This window comes from Zarconia sp. (genome assembly GCF_057467645.1).
In genome coordinates this window covers 14,629-39,955 of the sequence record NZ_JBRJXU010000027.1, presented here as the reverse complement: position 1 = coordinate 39,955, position 25,327 = coordinate 14,629, and the positions used below count along the sequence as shown (strand labels likewise).

The window sequence follows — 25,327 nt, the reverse complement described above, 5'->3', positions numbered from 1 at the left end:
ACGGTAGCATCAAGGTTTGGGCCGATCCAAAACTGGCGTTAACGCAAGGAAATATCACGATATCGATCTGACGATCGCTCAACGGTGCGATCGAGTTTTGGTATGGTTTTCTATTTTTCGATCGCAATCCGAGTGGGATTTGGGTGGGTTCAAAACTAGCCTAGAAGTAGAATCAACATCAGAAGATTGGCATGAATTTGGGTAATCGAAATGGTTTGAGTGGTTTCAAGGCGATCGGGTTCGACCTTCAAAATTGGCGATCGCCGTGGCGGAGTGTTTCGGTGGCGATCGCTGGGGTGACCCTATCGGCGCTCGGGTGGGGGATTGGGAGTTTGCCCGCCCGAGCTTGGGGTACATCTGCTGAAGCGGCGATGGCAGAAGTCCATCCCTGGCAAGATGATTCTCTCGCGACGGCAACTCACCTACTGTCTTCGCCTCGTTCTCAAGGCGGTCGGTTAGTGCTGCAAGGACGAGCCTACTACGAAGCCGGACAGTTCGCCCAAGCCGCGCTGGCATGGCGACAAGCGGTGGAGCAATTTACCACGGGGGGAAATCAGCTCGGACGGGCGATCGCCCTGAGCGATCTATCTTTGGCTTACCAGCAACTCGGCGATTGGTCTGCGGCGTCGGCAACGGTTTCCACCAGTCTCGAACTCTTACAAAACAGTAATTTCGACTCCGAGGCCCCCGACTACCTCCGTGCTTTGGCAATGGCACTCAATACCCAAGGTCGGTTGTACTTAAAAACGGGACAAACGGAACCGGCTATTTATAACTGGCAGCAGGCCGGTCAATTGTACGATCGCCTCAATTACGATCTCGGTTTGTGGCAAGCTCAAATCAACGAAACCCAAGCCATGTGGGCGGTGGGACTGCAGTTTCGAGCGTTAGAAATCCTCGAAGGTCTCGCGGATACACTCAAAGAGGAAGCCGACTCCAAAACCAAAGCCACGGGACTATTTGCGTTGGGGAAAGCACTGCGGCGCGCCGGTCGTTTCGATGAAGCTCGGGAGGTGTTCGAGCGGAGTTTGGCGATCGCCCAAAATCTGGGATGGCGCGAAGGGATGGGCAAAATTCTGTTGAGCTGCGGCAACCTGTCTTGGATTCGTCAAGAGTACGATCGGGCTCTGGAGTACTACCAACGAACAGCTGCGATGGATGAGTTTCCCCTGATTCAAATGCAGGGGCAGTTTAACGAGTTGAGATTGCTCGTTTTCCTCGATCGTCTTGAGGAAGCTCGGACGTTGGTCGAACAGATCGAGTTCGCGTGGGATGAGCTCCCCGCCAGTCGTCAGGCAATTTACGCTCGCACCAACTTTGCCTACTCTCTGATGGAGCTGGATTTAAAAGCTCAGAGCCAAGGAGAAGCCGCATCTGGGGAATTCCCCCATTTCGATCGGGCCGCTCGAGAATTAGCCGGGGCGATCGAAATGTCTCGGGATTTGGGGGATGTACGGGGGGAATCCTATGCCTTGGGATACCTCGGTAAGCTATATGAAGAAACTCGCCAAGATGCGGCTGCTATTGACGTGACCCAACGGGCGCTGATGCTGGCTCAAACCATCGAAGCCGCAGAGATTGCCTATCAGTGGCAGTGGCAGTTGGGGCGCTTGCTCGATCGCACTGGGGAGCGTCGGGGGTCCATTGCCGCCTATAGCGAAGCGATCGCCAGCCTGCAATCTTTACGTTTGGATTTGGTGGCGTCCACCCAAGACGTGCAGTTTTCTTTCCAAGACAATATCGAACCCATTTACCGTCAGTTAGTGGACGTGCTGCTGCGATCGGATTCCCAAGAACCCATCTCCCAAGCCGATTTGATTCAAGCGCGCGACACGATCGAACAGCTTCAGCTTGCCGAACTCGATAACTTTTTCCGAGATGCCTGTTTGCGACCCGAACCGGTACAAATTGAGGAGATCGATCGTCAAGCGGCGGTGATTTATCCGATTATTCTCGAAAATCGCCTAGAAGTCATCGTCACCGTCCCCGATGCCCCCTTACGCCACTACACGATTTTCCAAAGTGCGTTGGAAGTGGAAGATATCCTCAAGCGACTGCGTCAGACCCTGGTCATTCGCACCTCCTATTCCTATGAAGACCTATCGGAACAAGTCTACGATTGGCTGATTCGACCCGTGGAAGCGGATCTCAAACAAGCCGACGTCCAAACTTTGGTCTTCGTCCTCGATGGAGCGTTTCGGAACGTGCCCATGGGGGCACTCAGCGACGGCAATCGATTTTTGCTCGAAAAGTACGGCATCTCCCTGACTCCCGGCTTGCAACTCCTCGAATCAAATCCGTTCCAAGATACCAGCTTCCGGGTGTTACTGGCCGCGTTAACCCAAGCCCGAGATGGATTTTCTGCCCTGCCGAACGTCTTAGCTGAAGTTGAAGCGATTTCAGAGCGAGTGCCGACGCGGGTACTCCTCGACGAAGAATTTACCCCAGAAGCCATTCAAGAAATTCTCGATCTGGTTCCCTATCCCGTGTTGCACGTGGCCACCCACGGTCAGTTCAGCAGTAGCCTCGAAGATACGTTTTTGGTCTCCTGGACGAAACGGATTGGCATTCTCGCCCTCGAACGACTGCTCAAATTAAACCGTCCCAACCCCCAAGTGAGCGCGATCGAATTGTTGGTGTTGAGTGCGTGCCAAACAGCAGCCGGGGATAAGCGAGCAGCCCTGGGTTTGGCAGGGATTGCCGTCCGGGCGGGCGCCAGAAGTACGATCGCCTCCTTGTGGTACATTGACGATGCCGCTACCGCGCCGTTGATGACGGAATTCTACCAAGCCCTTGGGGAGAGTCAAGCCACGAAAGCTCAAGCCCTGCGTCAGGCTCAGATCGAGCTTTTGGAAACGCCTCAATACCAACATCCCATTTATTGGGCACCTTACGTATTGGTGGGGAATTGGCTTTGATCGGGTCGGGAGTATTGGGAGCCGGGGGAGCCGGGGGAGCGGGGGAGGCTTTGGGGGACAAGGGAGACAAGGGAGACAAGGGAGACAAGGGAGACAAGGGAGACAAGGGAGACAAGGGAGACAAGGGAGAGGAGAATTATTCAATTAACCATTCCCCACCCACACCCGAAACTTTCGATCCCGAACTGACGTTAGAAAGTAAACTCCTCATCGATAATCTGACGATTGAGGGGTTGGGGAATATCGATTCCTTCACCAGTCATTTGAGTGAGCGGTTCCCCGTCCACCGAAAGCCACACCGATGACTCGGGTTGCAAGCTTGTCGCCGTATAAACGACCTGAGCTAAGCTGGCATTAATCGCCGCTACAGCTTTAGTGGTCGCAAATTCAGAAGACAAATCGAGATAGATCCCATCCGGTTTAACACTCACGTCCCGCAGTTGAGTGCCTTCGGGAATCACGCTATAAATTTCCTCTGCCTCAGATTCAAGGAACAACTGCTCGAATGCCGCCTCTATAAGTGCTTCGGGTTGCTTGGAGTTGGTTTTGACCGTAATCGGTGTGGGAGCGAGTTCGATGGTATCGTCGCCCGCCAACCAGTAGACTTCAACGGTTTGCTCTTCGGCACCGGAAGCCAGAGGTTGTTGTTCGGGAGGTTCGGGAGTATCGAGAGTGCCAGAATCTGTGGTGTCGGGCGTTTCTGTGGGGGTTGGCGTGGCTGTTTCCGTGGAGGGGGATGACGTATCCGTTGCGCTGGGAGTGCCGCAAGCGGACAGGGTCGTTACTGCCACAGCCAGACCCAGAGTTCGCCCAATTGAGGCGATCGAAATCGGATTGACAAATAATTTTTTCATGGTTTTTAAGTCGAGCATTTGAATGACCGGTCAAAGAAAAACTTCACGATCCAAATTGGTTTTCCCGATCCGAACTCAGGTTAAGGGTCTGTTCATCCTACCGTAACGAACGACTCACACCCAATTTCCTGGAACTAACGACGGCTAGATCGAGGGTCTGTTATCGATTCGTCCTTGAAAATATAGGGTAGTAATTTGATAATATTGCGAGCATCGTCGATTCCTCGGTGGTGAGTTCCGTCTAGGGCGATTCCTGCGAACTCTAAAGCTTGAGCCATGCCGTAGCGTTTTTTTAAGCCTTGGCTGTTGGAGAAGAACTTCTTGAGATTGATGTGCGTACTGGGAATAGGGTAGCCAATGCCGTGAAATTGGCTATCTTGCTCGAATTGTTTGCGATCGTAATCTCCCCAGGAACCGAAGAGAAAGTTGGGATATCGAGCCAGCCAGGTTTGCAAGTGCTTCGCCGCCTCCGGATAGGTGGGGGCGGTATCCACTTGAGCTTGGGAAATCGAAGTCAGCTGCCGGCAAAATTCCGTGAGTTGGGGATTGCGGGTCGGTTTGACGAAGGTTTGAAACTCATCCACCGGCGTAAGATTTTGGGTTTCCACCATCACCGCCCCAATTTCGATTATCTCCATCTGACTTCGAGCAATCGTTTGCCGATCGCAGCAGGTGGCTTCGAGATCGAGCACCATTAAGTAATCGTAATGCTTTAAGTTCATTTGCTTTCCTCGCGTTCCGATACTGAGTCGATCGCACCCATCCCCCTCACTCCCAAGAAATACTCGCACAAACTCCTAGGGTTGAAGGATTTTGACTCGAAGTATTTTTCCGACCTCGAACAGACACACTCGTATAGCCGAGCGCATAGCGGTTAGGACACATGAAGCGGGACGCACTCAGTCGCTCAAAAATGTCACGAACCCAACCCAAATGAGTCATGTAAAAGTGACCTCCAATTAATTGTCCTAAGTCCCCTGCGCTTAGCGATACTAGTCCTCCCGGCTCCCGCCGCGTCCGGTGTGTCTGTGGCATGCTCCTCAGTTGAAGGGCGATCGTTTCAGTTCTCCAACTCTAGCTAAACAACTCCATCTCGCGAACGTCCACTGTTGAGATCTAAAATCGAAAATAGGTTTTTATAGCAGTCGCCAGCTACGTTAGGACATTTGTGCCATTCGCGTGTCATCCAAACGGGGTCTTTTTCCCCCAGCTCCCTCAGCTCACCTTCACCGATGTCCGCGCCTAATGTGGTGGTTGCCATACCAGCCGGTTTGCCTCGATCGACCCGTTAGGGATAGTCTAGGTAAAATTTCGACCCAATTCGGGCACGCTCACCATAGACAGGAGGAGTATCGACAATGACCGCTACGATCGCGCTCGTTGCTCACGATAGCAAAAAAGACGAAATGGTGAATTTTGCCAAGAAACACCGTCCTCTTTTAACCCGCTATCGTGTTGTCGCCACGGAAAATACGGCCGATCTCGTTCACTCGGAAACGGATCTACCCATCGAGCGCCTCTTCTCGGGTTCCGTGGGGGGCGATATTCAAATTGCGGCTCGAGCGATCTCCAGGGATCTGGCGGCTGTCATTTTTCTGGTCGATCCCCTTGCTAAACCTGGCGAACCGACCCTCGATGCGATCGAGCGTGCTTGCCTCCTCCATAACATTCCCCTGGCCATCAACCTAGCCACTGCAGAAGCGATCGCCGATTCCCTACGTCAAGCTCGGATCGCCCACCTCATTTTCAACCCCGTATCCGGTCAAGGTAATGCAGAGGAAGACCTCAAACTCATCAAGCAACTGCTCGAACCGGCAATGCAACTCATGCTTCATTTCACCACTCCAGAAATCGGACCGGAACAGTTAACCCAAAAAGCGATGGAGGCTCGGGCCGATTTGGTGATTGCGTCTGGGGGAGATGGCACGGTGTCTGCGGTGGCCGACGCGCTCATCGGTACGGACGTTCCCTTGGGCATTATTCCTCGAGGTACGGCGAATGCATTTGCAGTCGCCCTGGGGATTCCCGCCCGATTGACTCCCATTCGCAGCGCCTGTCAGGTGATTTTGAACGGTCATACGCGCAAAGTCGATGCAGCTCGTTGTAACGGATTGCCAATGATTTTACTGGCGGGAATTGGGTTTGAAGCGGAAATGGTAGAAAAAGCAGATCGCGAGGCGAAAAACCGCTGGGGGGCTTTAGCGTATATTATGGCGGGAATTCAGCAGTTTAACGAGCAGGAGTTGTTTGAAACGGAAATTGAGGTCGAAGGAGTCGTCAAAAAGTTTAATGCGGGAGCCGTGACCATTGCCAATGCTGCCCCCCCAACCTCCGTGATGGCTCAGGGTGCGGGAACGGTGATTGCCAATGATGGGTTGCTCGATATCACGATTGCAGCCCCGCAAACCGACGTCCAAGCGGTGAGGGCCATGGCCAATTTGCTCGGAGCGGCACTGCTTAAAATTCCCACGAATCGGGAGGAAATCGTTAGCCTGCAAACCAAACGGGTGAAAGTGATGACGAATCCACCCCAAAAAGTCGTACTCGACGGAGAAACTATCGGCACCACTCCGGTGGATATTGAGTGCATTCCAGGAGGATTAACCACGATCGCCCCGCCGCTTAAGGATAAGGAGAGCAAAGACATTGGGGATGAACTTGCCAATGTCGAGGAGTGAACTCGAATGCGGTGCAATCCTCAGAATCTTATGTGACCGATTCCGGGACTTGCCGAGCCAGTTGCAAGATAATATCCAACCGGTAGTCATGGGCGAGGGCCCTTAAATCTGCCGATAGGCGATCTCTCTCGGAGGGAATGCGCTCGATTAACTCCCACACCCGATCCTCATCCCCTTCGTTTGCAGCCTGGGCGAGCGATCGCACCCAGGGATGAAGCATCTGGGAGAGTTGCTCGAGAACGATGGCATCGGCTTGGTATTCTGAAGTTCGACCGGGTTGAGATGGCACGGGCAAAGGCTCTTCTTCCCACAGGTAACTCACATCCAAGTATTGAACCATTTTTTCAAAGACGATCGACTGTGGATAAGGCTTGCGAACGAAATCATCGCAACCGGCGACCAAAATTTCCTCCCGTCGCTCTTCAAAGGCACTGGCACTGAGGGCCAAAATAACCGTGCGCGTTGGGTTTTGGCTTTGAATCCGTTTTCTTTGCTCGCGCGATCGAATTTGTCGGGTGGTCTCCAATCCATCCATGTCTGGCATTCGCGTATCCATCCAAATGAGATGGGGATGCCAACTCTCCCAAATCTCGATCGCCTCGAGACCATTCTCGGCTTCGCGAATTTCAAATCCGAGGGGGTGGAGGAGTTCGCGCAGTAAGAAACGATTTTCATCCGTATCATCGACAATCAGAATCCGGTAGGAAAATCCATTGAGTTCTAAACCCACAACTCGTTGCCCGGATACTGAGGTCATTTCATCGGGACGAGCCAAGACGAGGGGAATCTCGAACTTGAAGGTACTGCCCGAATTTTCCACACTACAAGCCTCAATCTTTCCGCTGAGGGCTTTCACAAATTTGTGAGTAATCGCCAACCCCAATCCCGTCCCTTTTCCTAAGCTCCGACCGGCTTGGGTTTGGACGAAGGGATCGAATAGGCCATCGAGTTCCTCCGCTGCAATTCCCGCTCCGGTATCTTCAACTTCAAAAATTAAGTTTCTTGGAGAACCCCCGTCTTCTAAATCCAGTTTTTCGGCGACAGAAACCCGCAAGGTGATGCGACCTCGTTCGGTAAACTTGAGTGCGTTTCCCAGCAAATTAATCGCACAGGCTCGCAGCTTTTGACAGTCGACTTTAATATACCGAGGAACCTCAGGGTTAACTTGAACGATAAAGTCTAAGTTTTTTCGATCGGCTTTGAGACGAAACATGGCATCGAGCCGATCGATGAGCTGGTACAAATCGACGCTGCGTTCGTTGACAGGAAGCACACCCGCTTCAATTTTGGCTAAGTCGAGAACATCGTTAATGAGCTCTAACAAGTGTTCGCCGCTGCTGTTGATAATATCCAAGTACTCCCGTTGTTGGGAGTTGAGGTTGGGCTCTCGATGCATGAGTTGGGTAAAACCCAAAATCGCATTCAGCGGCGTGCGGAATTCGTGACTCATGTGGGCTAGAAATTCACTTTTGGCTTGAGAAGCAACTTCTGCCTTCATTTTGGCTCGTTCGAGTTGGAGTTGTCGATCGGCGAGTTGGGCGCGTTGCTGTTGTAATTGTCGAATGCGAACTCCAGCGATCGTCGCTGCCGAACCGACCATCGCCACCATCGGGGTAATGGTACAAATCCACCATCCCAGTAAGAACGCGCCGTAGCCTATCGTTATGGGCAAGCATCCAACCGCTAGGGCGATCGCACCCCGAACAATCCAGATCCGGGCGGTTGTTCCATGGGGCGAGTCGAGATCGAACAACCGCCAGCACACGCCCGCCCCAATCCCCGACCACAACAAGATCGACAGCCAATCGAAAGATTCAGATCTCGCTCGAATGAGTTGTCTGCCATCGAGGGCAGCACTCAGGATTTGACTGAGGGCGTTGGCATGGATGACCACACCGGGACTAGCCTGGGAGGTTTTAAAAAAGCGACTGTGGCTGCTATAGGGGGTATAGAACAGATCGTTCAGGCTCGGGGCGATCGAGCCAATGAGGATAATCCGTCCGGAAATGTCGTCAGCCTCGATTCGATCGGTTAATGCTTCGGTGAGGGAGACACTGTGAAAGCGATCGTGCTGCCCTCGATAGTTTAAAAATACCTGGTAGCCCCCGGCATTGGTCCGAACGTAACTGCTATCGTTCTCAGAAAACGGTCTAAAGATAGCTCGACCCAAGCGATAGTGCTTTTTTTGGGGATCGATCTCTTCGAGGGCGATTCCGAGTTCTTCGAGGTACATCAACGCTAACTTGGCTCCCAGACCAAACTGAATCTCTCCGTCGCTGTTGCGATGGGAGAGCAAAATGCGGCGGATTTTGCTGTCTGCGTCGAGTAACAAATCCGATAAAGCCACCCGATGGGTTTGCTTGAGAATCTGTGGCGGTCTGACGCGGGAGTCGATTCCTTTTTCCACCCCAACTAAATTGGATGTGGATTTCATCACCGCAACGAGGTCTTGATGACCGGGTTCGACGGGTAAATCGCGATAGAGATCTAAACCGATCGCCGCTGGTTGATGACGATTGAGGGTGCGTAGGAGTCGAGCGAGGGTGGCATCGGGAATCGGCCACTGTCCGAGGTGATGGATATCGGTTTCATCAATGGTAATCAGGGTGATGCGCTCGTCGGGGGGTTCGAGGGGTCGCAGGCAAAAAAAGCGATCGTAGGTTGCCCATTCTAAATGTTGAAAGAAACCCGTCAGTTGAATCGAGAGGGTGAGACCGGCAACGGCAGGTGTAGTGATGAGGACGGGAAACCAAGACCAACGCAGAATGTTGAGCTTCGATTGCATTACCATTGCATTCTCAAGAACCCCATAACCGGAGTAATGTTGTTGATTGTCAGGGAATGTAGCAAGTTCGACCAGATTATCCTCGGGCACACATTTGAGACTTCAAGATGTCGAGTCGATTCGGTAGACATGAACGTGTTCGGGTGGAACGATCGACCACTTCTAATGGAATCACGATGTCATTTACTTCGCCTAATATTTTTGAATCATTAAAGTTTTAAAGCCGAATTGAATGGGTTCGAGCATCGTCAAATCTTTAAAGACACAAAAATATCGAGCTAACAAATGACATCGCGATCGCCCTGGAGAGACTTTATAACATTGGTTGAGTTGCGATCTCACCCAGACCGACGGAGTCCAAGAGTGCCGACCAAGTGATACCGAGCACTTCGTTATTCGGTTGCTGCTGTCGCAGTTGAATGACTCGCTCGATCGTATCGTACCAAATTCCTAAAGCACCGTAGGATATGGCTTGCTCTTCGAGGGAAGCATTAACCTTGAGTTCGCCATTGGGTTCGATGCGTTCGATACTGCCTTCCACCCAAGGCAGATCCGTCTGAGATGGCTGGCAAAGTAACCCAACAAACCAGCGATAGGTTTTGCCAACTTCTAATGGCGGTACGGAATCGGGTAAGGGGATGCTGAGGATACCGGAGGTTTGGGTCAAGGGAAACATCGTTTGATAGACTTCGAGATCGGTGGTGGTGTCTTTGATGATGAAGTAAGCTTGCGGGGCGGAGGTGAGCGGAATATAGACGAAGAAGGTCGGATGACCCTCCACCGTTAACCCTCGACTTGAATCCGGTAGTAACGCTGTCATCGGTACGGGATAGGTTGTATCTTGCTGGCATTTTTGAGTGGCCGGACGAGATGCGCCACCCCGAGAATTGCCATCTCCATCGACGGAATCATCGTTGGCTGGCTCGAAATAAATGATGGGAGTCGGTTGGCTGGCCACCCGTTGCTCGTTGGCCAGCGCTCGGGTTTGCCCTCCTACGGGTAATATCGATGGCAAAAACCCGAGCGTTAATGGCAAGGCGATCGCATATAAATTGAATCGAGCGAGTCGTTTACGATTTTGTTCGTGCATCTTGAGTATCTCTTCGCTTATCTGATTTCAGGGGAAACGAGTCTTAGATTGATTTAAATCTCTTTTCGATCTTACCGGTATTTTTTGATTCCCAAAACTTCTGTAAATTAAAATAAAATCTCAAAAAATTTGAATGTCTCGATCTCGATCCCATTCAACAATGAGTTTCTCGATCGCTATTCTTCTTATTTCTGCTGTATCCACAACAGAAATTGACAGGTCAAAAAACCAAGAATCATCCCTGAGAGGTGACAGATAAAGCAAATTTGAGGATTCATCAGATCGAACATCATTTGTATGGCAACAATCCCCCCAATGGCACGTAGACGATCGCGCGCCAGGGGCGCTTTATCCTGACGCCATCCTTGTAGAAAAATAGCGGCGATCGCTCCCATTAAACCCATCACCGCCCCCGAGGCTCCCACCACCAGTCTCACACCCGTTTCCGACTCCATCGAAATCGTTAAAAGTGTCGTGACTAGCATCGATCCCACCCCACTGGCTAAGTAGATGGCAATGAATCGTCGCATCCCCAATGCGAATTCAACGTAGGTGCCAAGAAAGTAGAGACCCAACATATTCATGGCCAGGTGTGTCGCGCCAAAGTGCAAGAACGTGGCGCTCAACAACCGCCACCATTCTCCGAGCCAAACCACTTCAGGCACTAATGCCCCCAAACGATACAAGACTTGATTGTTTTGGCTGCCCCCCAGGAAAATTTCCACAGCAAAGAAGAGTAAATTGAGGGCAATTACCGTGTAGGTTGCTTTTGGCAGACCTTTACCAGGTCCCATCCGAGATCGCGAGCTAGTGGCAGCACGAGTTTCCCAGTGCCACAAAATCCCCTCAGAAGATGGAAGGAGTACCTGTTGGGGATCGGCTAAGGGCGTCGATAAACGCCACGCGATCGCCCGCTCGAGAACTCCGTCTGCCCGCTTTTTTAACTCGATGAGGCAATGACGAGCGTCTTCGGCTTCGCTCCCGCGGGCAACCATCTGAGCCGTTGCCAGCCAAAACTGGCGGGTGTCGGCGGAATACAAGTTCGGCCAGCGCTCGAATAGGGCAACGACGCGATCGACTCGACCGCAAAAAGCCCAGCCGTAGAGTCGCATTCGATCGACCTGGCGCAGATCTTCAATGGCTAGGGAGGTTCGACGCGCTTTAGTTTCCCATCGAACGCATTCTTCGAGCAAGCCGTTCAAATCTCCCGTTTCTCCTAAAGCTCGCAGGTAATCGTTGGCGAGTTCCCAAGGTTTGGCGGTGACGTTTGGGGAGACGCTATGACGAAACCAGTCGAGCAGCCCAACCCAATTAGCCTCGAGAGCATACCCCATGGCTGTGGCGCGGCGCCCGATCGTCCCACCGGTTTTTCGATAGCGATCGAGAATCGAGTCGGCGGCGGCGAAATCTCCCCTTTGCGCGAATGCGAGCACCCGCAGCAGTTCGGCGCGTTCGACCCATCCATCCGTCGGATGCAACCACCCCAACCCCTTCGCCCATCGGCTGGCTCGATCGTAGCGTTCCTGCAGGCAGAGTCGATCGACCCGTTTGAGACCCAACAGGGGCAGCACGATCCCGAGCATCCAGACAGCGCCTCCAACCCAACCGGCGATCGCTGGGGAAAGGTACAATGCCAGACCGACGATCGCCAAAATTCCCACCGAGACGATCGTCCACCCCCGCGCCACATCCTTCGGAAAACGAAAGGACTTTACCAAAAGAGCCAAGCATGACAGGCATACTATCCACACAAAGAGTTGATTGAGGTTCATCTGTATTGGGTTGTATGTATGTAGGTATGTAGGTAGTGACCGATCGGGTTCTATAGCGCTTCGCGCTGGTGTATTTACACAAATCGAAGAAATCGGTATTTTCCATTCCCCATTCCCCGTTCCCCATAACTGAAAATTTGTAATAATACCGGCCGGGACTGCTATAAATCGATAGAAACCCCTCGCATTTCATGGGCGATCGCCAAGATGGAGGACTCCTCCCACGATCGGCTTTGGCTCCAGCGGGGGTGATTGACACGGATTGGCAATATTGATATTATGGTCTACTGTTTGCATATACTGCCGATCTAGCTCGCACTAGATTCATCCATATACTTATGCCCACCATTCAGCAGCTCATCCGCAGCGAGCGCAAGAAAGCGCAAAAAAAGACCAAATCACCCGCTCTTAAAAGTTGTCCTCAGCGTCGAGGCGTGTGTACCCGCGTTTACACGACCACGCCGAAAAAGCCCAACTCTGCCCTGCGCAAAGTGGCTCGCGTTCGCTTGACTTCCGGTTTTGAAGTGACAGCATACATTCCAGGCATCGGTCACAACTTGCAGGAACACTCGGTGGTGATGCTGCGGGGCGGTCGGGTTAAAGATTTACCAGGGGTTCGGTATCATATCGTTCGCGGGACGCTCGATACTGCAGGCGTTAAAGATCGTCGCCAAGGTCGATCCAAATACGGTGCGAAGCGTCCGAAGTAAATTGCCCGTCGGCAGTTTTTCATCGGTTGTCAATCCATTCCGTTGGAAAACTCCCATTTAGGTCAAAACTTACCGCATTGTATAGTAACCTTTCTAAAGTTTGTAGGTTGTAATAATTACATATGTCTCGTCGTAGAGTTGTTCAAAAGCGTCCGGTTCCCCCCGATTCGGTATATAATAGCCGATTGGTCAGCATGATGATCCGACGAGTCATGCGCCAAGGGAAAAAATCCTTAGCCTCTCGCATTGTCTATGGGGCGATGAAACTGATTGAAGAACGGACTGGGGGAGAGCCCTTAGAACTGTTTGAAAAAGCCATTCGCAATGCCACGCCTTTAGTCGAAGTGAAAGCCCGTCGCGTGGGTGGGGCAACCTATCAAGTTCCCATGGAAGTTCGTTCCGAACGCGGTATCGCTTTAGCCCTACGTTGGTTGATCCGAGCGTCAAGACAGCGCGGGGGTCGAACCATGGAAATGAAACTCGCCAACGAACTGATGGATGCGGCCAATGAAACGGGAAACACCATCCGCAAGCGGGAAGAAACCCATCGGATGGCTGAAGCGAATAAAGCATTTGCCCACTATCGCTACTAGTATTTTCAATCGCTCTTGGCTGTGGGGTTGAGAGCGGTAAAATTCCTTTGAATTGCTAGAAAATCGTAGTTATTTATCGCAAAAGCAAATAAATCTCTTAAATAATATTAAGATGTAATAAGAAGCGTGATGTGCGAGTCGACAAAATCGTTTTGTCAAATATTCGACCCATCAATAAACAGCGTCGCAAACGTAACTGAGTTTTGTGGGCGACCTGTCTGTTCCCGATTGCCTTAAGGACGCTTAGAAACAAAATCCATAACAACATTAACAGCGGCAGAAAAACAAGGAGGTAACTGTGGCACGAACAGTCCCGCTCGAACGAGTACGTAACATCGGCATCGCAGCACATATCGATGCTGGAAAAACCACCACAACAGAGCGCATTCTGTTCTATTCCGGCATCGTTCACAAAATGGGAGAAGTCCATGAAGGAACGGCCGTAACAGACTGGATGGCTCAAGAGCGGGAGCGGGGAATTACCATCACTGCCGCTGCAATCAGTACGACCTGGCAAGACCATCAAATCAATATTATCGACACTCCCGGTCACGTGGACTTCACCATTGAGGTGGAGCGTTCCATGCGAGTGCTCGACGGGGTGATCGCGGTCTTCTGCTCCGTCGGTGGCGTTCAGCCCCAGTCGGAAACCGTGTGGCGGCAAGCCGATCGCTACCAGGTGCCGCGCATCGTCTTCGTCAACAAGATGGATCGCACGGGAGCAAACTTCTTCAAGGTTTACGACCAAGTTCGCGATCGCCTGCGCGCTAATGCCGCTCCGATTCAGATTCCCATCGGCAGCGAAGCCGACTTCCGAGGGATTGTCGATCTGGTGCAGATGAAAGCCTTCATGTACACCAACGACCAAGGCACCGACATTCAAGAGACGGACATCCCCGAAGAGGTGATGGATGCCGCCCAAGAATATCGCGAGAAGCTCATCGAATCGGTGGCCGAAGCCGACGATGCCCTGATGGAAAAATATCTTGAAGGGGAGGAAATCTCGGAAGCCGAAATCCGCACCACCCTGCGTAAAGGCACCATCGAAGGTACCGTGGTTCCCATGCTGTGCGGTTCCGCCTTCAAAAACAAAGGGGTTCAGCTCCTACTCGATGCCGTGGTGGAGTACTTACCCGCTCCCATCGACGTTCCCGCGATTCAGGGAACTCTGCCCGATGGCGAAACCGCAGATCGTCCGGCCGATGACGAAGCTCCGCTCTCGGCACTGGCGTTCAAAGTCATGGCCGATCCCTACGGTCGCTTGACCTTCATTCGCGTCTATTCGGGCGTTCTCAAGAAGGGATCTTACGTCCTCAACTCCACGAAAGGGAAGAAAGAGCGCGTCTCTCGTCTGATTATTATGAAAGCTGACGAGCGCATCGAGGTCGACGAGATGCGAGCCGGAGATCTCGGCGCGGCTTTGGGTCTCAAGGATACTTTGACCGGCGACACCATCTGTCCCGAAGATTCCCCGATTATCTTGGAATCCCTGTTCATCCCCGAACCGGTGATTTCCGTGGCTGTCGAACCCAAAACCAAAGCCGACATGGAGAAGCTCTCCAAAGCCCTTCAATCCCTGTCGGAGGAAGATCCCACCTTCCGAGTCAGCATCGACTCGGAAACCAACCAAACCGTGATTGCCGGAATGGGAGAACTTCATCTAGAAATTCTCGTCGATCGCATGCTGCGGGAATTTAAAGTAGAAGCGGAAGTGGGCGCACCTCAGGTGGCGTACCGCGAAACCATCCGCAAAAATGTGAAAGCTGAAGGGAAATTCGTCCGCCAGAGTGGTGGTAAGGGTCAATACGGCCACGTCGTCATTCAACTCGAACCCGGCGAAGTGGGAACGGGATTTGAGTTCGTCTCTAAAATCGTCGGCGGTTCCGTCCCCAAAGAATATATCGGTCCGGCTGAAGCAGGGATGAAAGAAGCCTGCGAATCTGGTATTATAGCAGGCTATCCCCTGATTGATGTCAAGGCGACTTTGGTGGACGGCTCCTACCACGACGTCGATTCCAACGAGATGGCATTTAAGATTGCTGGCTCCATGGCGATTAAAGCGGCCGTGATGAAAGCATCTCCCGTCTTGCTCGAACCGATGATGAAAGTCGAAGCAGAAGTCCCCGAAGACTTCATCGGCAACGTCATTGGCGACCTCAACTCTCGTCGAGGTCAGATCGAAGGTCAAGATACCGAACAGGGTCAAGCCAAAGTCACAGCCAAGGTTCCCCTGGCTGAGATGTTCGGTTATGCCACCGATATTCGATCGAAAACCCAAGGTCGTGGTATCTTCTCCATGGAGTTCAGTCACTACGAAGAGGTTCCTCGCAACGTGGCTGAGACCATCATCGCTAAAAACAAAGGGAACGCATAAATACAACTAAGGAACATCATTCATGGCACGCGAAAAGTTCGAACGTAATAAACCTCACGTCAACATCGGTACGATCGGTCACGTCGACCACGGCAAAACAACCCTCACTGCGGCAATTACGCTGTCATTGGCTGCTGCGGGTCAAGCCACAGCCAAAAAATACGACGAGATCGATGCCGCCCCGGAAGAAAAGGCACGGGGTATCACCATCAATACCGCCCACGTCGAGTACGAAACCCCAGACCGCCACTACGCTCACGTGGACTGCCCGGGTCACGCTGACTACGTGAAGAACATGATTACCGGAGCTGCCCAAATGGATGGGGCGATTCTGGTGGTGTCGGCCGCCGACGGCCCTATGCCCCAAACCCGCGAACATATTCTGCTGGCCAAGCAGGTGGGCGTTCCCAACTTGGTGGTCTTCTTGAACAAGCAAGACCAAGTGGACGATGAAGAACTGCTGGAACTGGTGGAACTCGAAGTCCGCGAGTTGCTGAGTGAGTACGATTTCGACGGCGATAATATTCCGATTGTTGCCGGTTCGGCACTCAAAGCCGTTGAGACCATGGTTGCTGATGGCAGCACCAACAAAGGCGACAACGAATGGGTGGATAAAATCTGGGCACTGATGGATGAAGTGGACGGTTACATCCCCACCCCCGAACGGGATGTGGATAAGCCCTTCTTGATGGCCGTTGAAGACGTCTTTACCATTACCGGTCGGGGAACCGTCGCCACCGGACGGATCGAACGGGGTAAAGTCAAGGTCGGTGAAGAGGTCGAACTTGTGGGAATTAAAGATACCCGCAAGACCACCGTCACCGGTGTGGAAATGTTCAAGAAGAGCCTCGATGAAGGAATGGCCGGGGACAACGCCGGTATTTTGCTTCGAGGAATGCAAAAAACCGACGTCGAACGGGGAATGGTGCTTGCCAAGCCCGGTTCCATTACACCCCACACCAAATTTGAGTCCGAGGTTTACGTCCTCAAGAAAGAAGAAGGCGGACGCCATACTCCCTTCTTCTCTGGTTATCGCCCTCAGTTCTACGTCCGCACCACGGATGTAACCGGAACCATCGACGCATTTACCGCCGACGATGGCAGCACGGCGGAAATGGTGATGCCCGGAGATCGGATTAAGATGACCGTAACGTTGATTAACCCGATCGCCATCGAACAAGGAATGCGATTTGCCATTCGTGAAGGCGGTCGTACCATCGGTGCCGGAGTCGTCGCTAAAATCCTCGAATAGGGCGAACCCACACCCTCTGTGACACTTGGGACGCACTCATTCTACAGTGCGTCCTAGTTGTTCTCAGCGATTGTTTAGACTGACCGAACCTCGACAATTAAAAAATCATGGCTACCATTCAGCAGCAAAAAATTCGCATCCGCCTCAAAGCTTTCGATCGCCGCTTACTTGATACCTCTTGTGAGAAGATCGTCGATACAGCCAACCGCACCAGCGCCACCGCCATCGGTCCGATTCCCCTTCCCACAAAGCGTCGGGTCTATTGTCTGTTGCGCTCGCCCCACATCGATAAGGATTCGCGAGAGCATTTTGAAACGCGCACTCACCGGCGGATTATTGATATCTATCAACCCTCCTCTAAAACCATCGATGCTCTGATGAAGCTCGATCTTCCCGCGGGCGTTGATATTGAAGTGAAACTCTAACACCACCGGCGCAACGTAGAATTGTTCGGGCCAAATCCGTTAAAGTAAGTAAAGAACCGCAGTTACTACAGTTACTTCCAAGGGATAATGGCCACCTCATCTTCAATCGCCGTTCGCGAACTGCCTCTGTTTCCATTGCCAGAGGTGGTTCTATTTCCCGGTAGACCGCTCCCCCTTCATATATTTGAGTTTCGCTACCGGATGATGATGAATACAATTCTCAAGAGCGATCGTCGTTTTGGGGTACTCATGTTAGATCCGACCAATGGAGAGCCAGCAGCCGTTGGGTGCTGTGCTGAAGTGGTCCAACATCAGCGCCTACCCGACGATCGCATGAAAATTTGGACGTTGGGGCAGCAACGGTTTCGCGTTCTGGAATACGTGCGCGAGAAGCCCTACCGCGTCGGTCTGGTCGAGTGGATCGAGGATCGTCCCCCGGAAGGAGATTTGACAGATTTGGCAACAACAGTCGAACAACTTCTCAAAGATGTCGTTCGTCTCTCGGCGAAGCTAATGGATCGGCAGCTCGAAATCCCCGAGGATATTCCCAGCTTACCCACGGAACTTTCCTATTGGGTTGCCGGAAATCTTTATGGCGTGGCTTCAGAACAACAAGCTCTTCTAGAAATGCAAGATACCTTGAAGCGACTGGAGCGCGAAGCAGAAATTCTCACGACAACTCGCAATCATCTGGCGGCCCGGACGGTCTTGAAGGATACGTTTGGGAATGAAAAATAGCCACGCCCCGACCTTGGTCAGTTTGCGAAGATCTCTGGATCGTTCTCGGACAGCTTGAAAATTCTGCTCCACATCATCTGCGCTTGCGACTCGATCGGGGTTGCAAGCGTAGGTTAGGTCTCGAAGCTCGTCATACAGGTGCGCTCGCAACTCGATCGAATGCCAGTTTTGGGTCGACTCAAACCTGCATTCCTCCTCAGTCGAACAATGAGCGAACACCCGATTCTCTGATTGAATCGCCCTCAATGTTGCCCGATCTTAAAACTCGCGCTATCAAAGGCTAGGGAATGCGGCTACCGGCAAATCGGGGTAACGATTGCCGAAGAGTCGAAGGAATTTGGTAAACTCGATCCATCGCATTATCTTGGATCGTGACACCGCAACGAGCGTCTCCCCATTTCTGAATGCCACATTATCCCACTCGTTGTCCCAATAAAACGAGCCGCAGACCTTGCAATTCGATCGTCAACAAAAACCATGGATAATAACGTCGCTCAATGGATTGGGGAAATTCAGTCGCTGCAACAGCAACTGGCTCGGGTCAAACAAGAACTGGCGGCGGCTCGAGCGAGTGCCGAACATTGGAGATCTCTTTACACCACAGAAGCCCAACAGCGTCGCGACCAAGTTCATGCGGCTCAGACTCAGATCGAGCAGTTGCAGACTCGAATTGCCCAAGAACAAAATCCCCCCAAACCCTCACCCGCGAATTTGCTCAACGCCGCCGAGCAAGAGGTCGAACAACTTCCCCCCGACCGACTCAAGCCAAAATTAATCGATCGAACCGTGGAATGCGAACGCTTGCTTCAAGAACTCGCCGGTTTGAGAGAAGCCCTGAAAACCGAACGGGAAAATCACGCGAAAACCCGAACGGATTTGACGACAGCCTTGGGGGATACGGTCTCTCTCATTTCCAGTGCCAAAGCCACTAACATCTCCCCCACGATTCCCCAATTTCTCGATGAGATTCCAGATGCTGGAGAGATAGCCGAACCCGTACCATCCCAGCTGCCGGGAACCGAAGAACCCAAGCAACTCAACCCCAGTTCCGATCTGCCCCTGCCTCAATTGCCGGCATCTGGCTCTCCAGGAGCTTCCTGAAAGAAAGAGCGAGAATTAAGATATCCTAAAGAAAGCTCTAACTTTGCATAACTTCACAAAAGTTTCACCCGATCCAATTCATGAAATGTATCATTAATCGTCGCGCTCAGTTTTCGGCGAGTCATCGTTATTGGCTGCCAGAACTGAGTGCAGACGAGAACTTGCAGCGATTCGGTCGCTGCTCGAGATCGCCGGGACACGGTCACAACTACGTGCTGTACGTCTCGATGGAAGGGGAACTCGATGAATATGGCATGGTACTCAACCTATCTGATGTCAAGCACGATATCAAACGGGAAGTCACCAGTCAGCTTGATTTCTCTTTTTTAAATGAGGTGTGGGAAGAATTCGCGCAAACCTTACCCACGACAGAGAATGTAGCTCGGGTCATCTGGCAACGGCTGGCTCCCTACCTTCCCCTGGTGCGCATTCAATTGTACGAACATCCCGAACTTTGGGCAGATTATCTAGGAAACGGAATGGAAGCTTACCTAACAACGAGTACCCACTTCAGCGCCGCGCATCGACTGGCCAAGCCCGATTTGAGTTACGAGAAAAATTGCGAGATTTACGGATTATGCGCTCGTCCCAACGGTCACGGTCATAACTATCATCTAGAAGTCACCGTCAAAGGAGATATCGACCCTCGCACGGGAATGCTCGTGGAATTGGGTACTTTGCTCGAAACCATCGAAGAACACGTGGTCACACCCTTCGATCATACCTTTCTCAATAAAGATATTCCCTACTTCGCCCAAGTAGTTCCCACGGCCGAAAATATTGCCATCCGCATCCGCGACTTGCTGCGCCAACCCATTCGCGACCTCGGTGCCGAACTCCACAAGATTAAATTGATCGAGAGTCCGAACAATTCTTGCGAGGTCTACTGCACTCAAGAACCGGAAGAAACCTCTGTGGTGCCAACCCGAGAGCCGGTTTTAGCCCAGGTTTAGCCTGCATTATTCATGGGTTTAACGAAAATCCCTCAAAGCCTTGCCGAACAAACAAGCTGGAAATTGACCCGAAAAACAGTCTGTTTGCGTGAGGTTCGATAAAGATGGGGATTTTCGCGTTTGGTGAATCATCCCAGTTAGTTGTCGTGAGAGTCAAGCCGTCAATTCAAACTTGACAAAGCGCAATACAAATCGGCCTCATGTAAAAACCCCGTCGCTTAAGCGACGGGGTTGACTTATTCAAATTTTAAATTAAAACCCATTCAAACAGTACCCTGGCAATCTTAGCGAGTGCTACCTTCGGGCATCATCATTCCTTCAGGCATCGGTGATTCTTCCGGAAGAGTCATGCCTTCGGGTGTGGTCATTTCTTCGGGCATCATCATCCCTTCGGGCATCGGTGCTGCCTCGACACCCAAGACACTTTCGGGAAGCATGACCGTATCGATCGCATGGATGGTACCGTTGCTGGCCTGGATGTCAGCTTCGAGAACCATCGCATCACCCACCATCACGCCGTTACTGAGGTCGATGGGGAGAGCTTCTCCTTGCAAGCTTGAAATTGACCCAGCTTCGAGGTCGGTGGACATTACCGTACCGGGAACGACGTGATAGGTCAAAATCGCGATCAGGTCGTCTTGATTTTCCGGCTTCAACAATTCTTCGACCGTTCCCGGAGGCAAGGCGGCAAAGGCTTCATCGGTCGGGGCAAAGACCGTGAAGGGTCCTTCTGAGGCAAGAGTTTCTACTAAACCGGCGGCTTCTAGAGCGGTAACGAGGGTATTGAAAGAACCACTACTCGCGGCGATATCGACAATGGTTCCACTTGCCGAGGCTGTCTCTTCAGACTTCGTTTCGGAGATTGTTTCGGCAACGGAGTTTTCTCGGGAGCCTTCGAGGACAGATTCGGCAGTCGCAGGCAAATTCAACAGAACGCTCGCTCCAGTCACTGCAACGAGAGCCAGAGAGCGCCCGAACCAATTAGCACCCATCGGATTAACCATACTTTGATATCTCCTTGTGTAAAGATTTAGTAAAAGTAGATTGAAGATTATTCTATACCATTACTCAAAATAGACAATCCCTACTCTCGAAAACCTCACCTAATCCCGAATTTCGATCGGAGTGCCCAAAAAAACCCGATCGTACAAGCGGCGAATTTCCGAGTTTCGCATTCGCAGGCAGCCGTGGGAGATAGCCTGTCCGATCTGGCTCTCGTCCGATGTCCCGTGAATGCCAATGTGCAGGGTGCCATCGGTCCAAAATCCAATCCATCGATCGCCTAAGGGATTTTCTTCCCCCGGCTGGACGATTTTGCCGTTGATCGGTTGCTCCCAAACGGGATTTTTTTCCATGTGAATCACCTCAAATTCACCGGTTGGGGTTTCCCACTCCGTTTGCCCGATCGCCACGGGATAACTGCTTTGGAGACGATCGGCTTTGTACAGGTAAAGGCGACGATCGCTCAAATCGACCGCTAAACGTATTTTGGACTGAGCAGCGCGATTGGCTTTGGCGCGATCAAGCCTCGATCTGGCAAAGGTGGCGATTCTTTCAACGGTGCTAGGCTGTTCGATCTGGGTCTCTTCCGTAACGGAGAGGGTCAGATCGGAACGAACGAAGCCAAATTTGACAAACAACAACAAAAACGAGACCGCACCCACGCATAGCCAGAGCGTGTGGCGCGAAATCTCTTCATCAGCCATGAGTGAGGTTTGGCGAAGGGGCGATCGCTTTGGAGGAGAGTATTTCATCCTCAAAGTTTAGCGAATTTGCCCGGACATCGTATAGTTGGGGCTTCGGGGGCTTAAATTTCTCCAAATTCCCCCTATGTCCCCATTTCTTTCCGGTACTCTCTTAGCCCCCAGATCGGGTTAATCCCCCAAACAAATCCCCAAACCTCGGGCGGTTTTGACCAAAGTATCTTGGGGATCGACCGCTCGGTAATTGGCAATCGCTTCGCCAATGGGAACCTCAATCACTTGTCGATTTTGCCAAGCCACCATCCGATCGAACCGACCGGCTGCGATCGCATCGACAGCGGCTACCCCAAAGGAAGAGGCTAAAAGTCGATCGAGGGGGGAGGAAATACCACCTCGTTGAATGTGACCTAAAACCGTGACTCGCGTTTCGGCCCCGCTGTGAACTGAAATTTGCTCGGCGAGATACTGTCCGACCCCACCCAGGCGAGATTCGCCGAATTGTTCCATTTTGGTAACCAACTCTCCGGCTTCGGTACACACCGCTTCCGAGACGATAACGATCGAGAAATTTTGTCCCCGTTCTTGACGCTGGCGAATTTTGTCACAAACGTTTGCCACTTTGTAAGCAATTTCAGGAATCAGGATAACGTGAGCGCCTCCGGCAATCCCGGCATTGAGAGCAATATGTCCGGCATCGCGACCCATGACTTCGAGAATCATCACCCGAGAGTGACTCGCAGCGGTAAAATGGAGGCGATCGAGAGCTTCCGTGGCAATATTGACGGCAGTATCGAAACCGATAGAGCATTCAGTTGCTCCTACATCGTTGTCGATGGTTTTTGGAATGCCGATCAGGTTCATCCCTCCTTCGAGGGCAAGACGACGCAAAATCGCCAAACTGCCGTCACCTCCGATGCCAATCAGGGCATTGAGTCCGAGTTGATGGTAGCCTTCGGCAATTTCTTTGGAGCGATCGCGTTCCGTTCCGTCCGGCATGGGAAAGGCAAAGGGATTGCCCCGGTTGGTGGTTCCGAGGATCGTGCCGCCCATCGTCAGTAGGCGATCGGTATTGTCAATGGTTAAATCCATAACTTGGGGAGGGCGCTGCATCAACCCGAGAGTTGCGTTGCGAATGCCTAAAACTTCCCAGCTATAGTTGTCGGTTGCATGATGAACGACAGCACGAATGACGGCGTTAAGTCCCGCGCAGTCACCACCACTGGTGAGAATTCCAATGCGTTTATGTTCTCCCATCAGATAATTTATTTTGAATAGATACGAGCTGCTTTTATGTTTATGCCCTATTGCGAGACGATATTGGGAGAACTTAATAATATTATTGGTTTACAGAATTCTTGAAGTTTCGGACTCAGTTCTGGAGCGGTTAAAGATTTATTGCAATATCAAAGCTATGGGTTAAATTTTATCGGGCTTAAAGGGTTTTGAAACCGATTTTAAGACACTAGCAATATCATGCTTTTATTATCTAATCTTTTATATTTTTTTCCAAAATCCCTCTAAAATCAACGTTAAAACGCAACGATCGCAAACGATCGCAATCTGTCATGAAAGCGATAATCGGCAGTTCGATTCTCCACGACAGGCTGAGCTGTGAGGTTCTCTACCACTTGAATGTGAAGACAGACTCGGAGAGAGAATCTGTAACCGAGCGACTCAAACGCTCGAGAAATTTAAACGTTAATCCTTGAAGTCATATCGAGATTTTGACAGGAGATGATAATTGTGCAAATTGACTGCGAGCGAGAGTAACTGTCTGGTAATTTTTTGGTAGATATGGATAAAGGGCAATCGATCGTTTTTGAGTGAATCTTTGAAGATGCGCTCTCAAAAACGATCGAACGATTGAATGCATTTTGCATCTCGATCGCATTCCTATTGAAGCGGGTTTCTCAGAATACCCCACTCTCACTGCACAATCTCACTAGACAACATGCGTGAGAGAAAAATGTTTAACGATCGTTGCTCTTCAGAGTATCTCGGATAAAAGATGGAAATAACCGGATAAACGATAGTGCTATTTTCGATCGATAAAGACATTCAACCGGAAACGAAATGTCAGCGAGATAGCGAATTGACAATTAGAGTGTATTATGGTATTGCTTATGAATAAGTATTTACACAGATATAAGTATCAGCATTATTACTGAGATTTAACCCAGGCTGATGTTAATATAGTGGCCTATAACAAAAAAATATAAGTAATTTCCGTACTATCACTGATGACGCTCAAAATAAATCCACTTACGATGTTTTATAGCTAAGGTCAAGTTTACAAAAACTCAGCCAAAGCCAAGCAAGTAATTGAACTCGTTTAAGTATCGATCGGGAATCTGGTACGTACTGCCACGTAAAAGTAAGCCTCTATTTTATGGCTGAAGGCAGACGATCAAGCAATGTGCAACACTGAAGTCTTTGACTTCAAGCCCGTTAGGGCGCGACTGAACGAGGACGCGCAAGCAATTAGAAGACACAAAAGGAGCAAAGCAAATGACATTTATTGTAGATACGGTTACCTTTGGTACAGAAGATAGCGACGTTATCGTTGGAAATCACGGTAGTAATGATTTAATTGCGGGTTTCGATGGTAACGACTTTATCAAAGGTCTTACAGGCGACGATCTAATTTACGGTGGCGATGGAGACGATACGATCCGCGCTGGATTAGGTGACGACTGCGTTATTGGCGGTGATGGAAATGACTTCATACTCGCTGCTGAAGGTAACGATACTGCCTTCGGTAACGTCGGTAATGACACGATCATTGGTAAGAGTGGAGAAGACCTCTTACACGGCGGTCGCGATGATGACAGCATTCGCGGTGGTAACAGCGACGACACTGTGATTGGTGGTAAAGGTAACGACTTCGTTGCTGGTGATGCCGGAGACGACCGCGTGGTTGGCGGTGAAGGTATTGACACTCTTGTCGGTGGTAGCGGTGCTGATGTCTTCGTAGCCGGACTGGGCGATATCATCAAAGACTTCAGTGAAGATGACGGAGACAGCATTCAACTTGATGGTTCCGGTCTGAAGATAGATTTCGACGACGCTACCGGCATCATCGAGATCGTTGAGGATACCACCGATTACGGTCTGCTCTAAGTTTCAGCCACGTAATCGGTTACGTTGGGAACGGCCTTCGATTTAGGCTTAAATTTCCAACCCAAGCGCTTTTCAATCGCTTGCTAAATATTGAGAAACATTCAATCTGTACGACTCTAACCACAGTTGCCGCTGCACCGGGACTGTGGTTTTTCACTTGAAGATAAGAATCACCTCGCTCTGCCTGTTGAGGAAACTTCTGATGCGATCGTCTCGAATCATCCGATCGGAAATTGTACCGAGATGGGTCATACCCCGTGG

Annotated in this window: 19 protein-coding genes; 11 read left to right on the top strand and 8 right to left on the bottom strand. The window is 51.2% G+C overall.

The features are described 5' to 3' along the window. The first annotated feature begins 191 nt into the window (after nt 1–191). Nucleotides 192–2,918, top strand: coding sequence for a CHAT domain-containing protein (locus AC2215_RS04210; protein ID WP_486808705.1), 2,727 nt, complete (start codon nt 192–194; stop codon nt 2,916–2,918). 191 nt (nt 2,919–3,109) lie between these two features. On the opposite strand, the gene AC2215_RS04205 is transcribed toward AC2215_RS04210, so the two are convergent. Beyond that, complete coding sequence (locus AC2215_RS04205) at nt 3,110–3,790, bottom strand: GerMN domain-containing protein (protein WP_486808704.1); 681 nt, start codon at nt 3,788–3,790, stop codon at nt 3,110–3,112. A gap of 116 nt (nt 3,791–3,906) precedes the next feature. Beyond that, on the bottom strand, nt 3,907–4,494 hold the full coding sequence (locus AC2215_RS04200) for a 3'-5' exonuclease (protein ID WP_486808703.1): 588 nt from the start codon (nt 4,492–4,494) through the stop codon (nt 3,907–3,909). Between the two features lie 636 nt (nt 4,495–5,130). Here AC2215_RS04200 and AC2215_RS04195 point away from each other — a divergent pair. Then, entirely contained in the window at nt 5,131–6,450 is a 1,320-nt protein-coding gene (locus tag AC2215_RS04195) for a methylglyoxal synthase (protein WP_486808702.1), read from the top strand. A gap of 28 nt (nt 6,451–6,478) precedes the next feature. Here the strand turns inward: AC2215_RS04195 and AC2215_RS04190 are convergent, their stop codons facing one another. From AC2215_RS04190 to AC2215_RS04180, 3 genes are all read right to left on the bottom strand, one after another. After that, nucleotides 6,479–9,235: a CHASE2 domain-containing protein gene (locus AC2215_RS04190; RefSeq protein WP_486808701.1), complete on the bottom strand. Its 2,757-nt coding sequence runs from the start codon at nt 9,233–9,235 to the stop codon at nt 6,479–6,481. Nucleotides 9,236–9,548: 313 nt separating this feature from the next. Further along, nucleotides 9,549–10,325 (bottom strand): DUF928 domain-containing protein, encoded by a 777-nt coding sequence (locus AC2215_RS04185; RefSeq protein WP_486808700.1) that lies wholly within the window; start codon nt 10,323–10,325, stop codon nt 9,549–9,551. Between the two features lie 185 nt (nt 10,326–10,510). Beyond that, nucleotides 10,511–12,097 carry a rhomboid family intramembrane serine protease gene (locus tag AC2215_RS04180; RefSeq protein WP_486808699.1) on the bottom strand — a complete coding sequence of 529 codons (1,587 nt, stop codon included), beginning with the start codon at nt 12,095–12,097 and terminating at the stop codon, nt 10,511–10,513. A gap of 338 nt (nt 12,098–12,435) precedes the next feature. On the opposite strand from AC2215_RS04180, the gene rpsL reads away from it, so the two are divergent. The 8 genes from rpsL to AC2215_RS04140 all read left to right on the top strand — a co-directional run bounded on the left by rpsL (nt 12,436) and on the right by AC2215_RS04140 (nt 20,243). After that, nucleotides 12,436–12,807 carry a 30S ribosomal protein S12 gene (rpsL, locus tag AC2215_RS04175; protein ID WP_486808698.1) on the top strand — a complete coding sequence of 124 codons (372 nt, stop codon included), beginning with the start codon at nt 12,436–12,438 and terminating at the stop codon, nt 12,805–12,807. 122 nt (nt 12,808–12,929) lie between these two features. Beyond that, entirely contained in the window at nt 12,930–13,400 is a 471-nt protein-coding gene (gene rpsG / locus AC2215_RS04170; protein ID WP_486808697.1) for a 30S ribosomal protein S7, read from the top strand. Between the two features lie 298 nt (nt 13,401–13,698). Further along, on the top strand, nt 13,699–15,774 hold the full coding sequence (gene fusA, locus AC2215_RS04165) for an elongation factor G (RefSeq protein WP_486808696.1): 2,076 nt from the start codon (nt 13,699–13,701) through the stop codon (nt 15,772–15,774). 22 nt (nt 15,775–15,796) lie between these two features. Next, complete coding sequence (gene tuf, locus AC2215_RS04160) at nt 15,797–17,026, top strand: elongation factor Tu (protein WP_486808695.1); 1,230 nt, start codon at nt 15,797–15,799, stop codon at nt 17,024–17,026. Nucleotides 17,027–17,133: 107 nt separating this feature from the next. Beyond that, nucleotides 17,134–17,451: a 30S ribosomal protein S10 gene (gene rpsJ, locus AC2215_RS04155; RefSeq protein ID WP_486808694.1), complete on the top strand. Its 318-nt coding sequence runs from the start codon at nt 17,134–17,136 to the stop codon at nt 17,449–17,451. An 87-nt stretch (nt 17,452–17,538) separates the two neighbouring features. Then, nucleotides 17,539–18,189 (top strand): LON peptidase substrate-binding domain-containing protein, encoded by a 651-nt coding sequence (locus tag AC2215_RS04150; RefSeq protein ID WP_486808693.1) that lies wholly within the window; start codon nt 17,539–17,541, stop codon nt 18,187–18,189. Nucleotides 18,190–18,666: 477 nt separating this feature from the next. After that, a complete protein-coding gene (locus AC2215_RS04145; protein WP_486808692.1) occupies nt 18,667–19,290 on the top strand; it encodes a hypothetical protein in 624 nt (207 codons plus the stop codon). An 80-nt stretch (nt 19,291–19,370) separates the two neighbouring features. After that, a complete protein-coding gene (locus AC2215_RS04140) occupies nt 19,371–20,243 on the top strand; it encodes a 6-carboxytetrahydropterin synthase (protein ID WP_486808691.1) in 873 nt (290 codons plus the stop codon). Nucleotides 20,244–20,527: 284 nt separating this feature from the next. On the opposite strand, the gene AC2215_RS04135 is transcribed toward AC2215_RS04140, so the two are convergent. The 3 genes from AC2215_RS04135 to AC2215_RS04125 all read right to left on the bottom strand — a co-directional run bounded on the left by AC2215_RS04135 (nt 20,528) and on the right by AC2215_RS04125 (nt 23,200). After that, nucleotides 20,528–21,247 (bottom strand): fasciclin domain-containing protein, encoded by a 720-nt coding sequence (locus AC2215_RS04135; RefSeq protein ID WP_486808690.1) that lies wholly within the window; start codon nt 21,245–21,247, stop codon nt 20,528–20,530. 99 nt (nt 21,248–21,346) lie between these two features. After that, nucleotides 21,347–21,997, bottom strand: a complete 651-nt coding sequence (locus AC2215_RS04130) for a L,D-transpeptidase (protein WP_486808689.1) — start codon at nt 21,995–21,997, stop codon at nt 21,347–21,349. Nucleotides 21,998–22,117: 120 nt separating this feature from the next. Continuing rightward, nucleotides 22,118–23,200: an ATP-dependent 6-phosphofructokinase gene (locus tag AC2215_RS04125; RefSeq protein WP_486808688.1), complete on the bottom strand. Its 1,083-nt coding sequence runs from the start codon at nt 23,198–23,200 to the stop codon at nt 22,118–22,120. Between the two features lie 1,254 nt (nt 23,201–24,454). On the opposite strand from AC2215_RS04125, the gene AC2215_RS04120 reads away from it, so the two are divergent. After that, nucleotides 24,455–25,066, top strand: coding sequence for a calcium-binding protein (locus AC2215_RS04120; protein ID WP_486808687.1), 612 nt, complete (start codon nt 24,455–24,457; stop codon nt 25,064–25,066). Nucleotides 25,067–25,327: the final 261 nt, after the last annotated feature.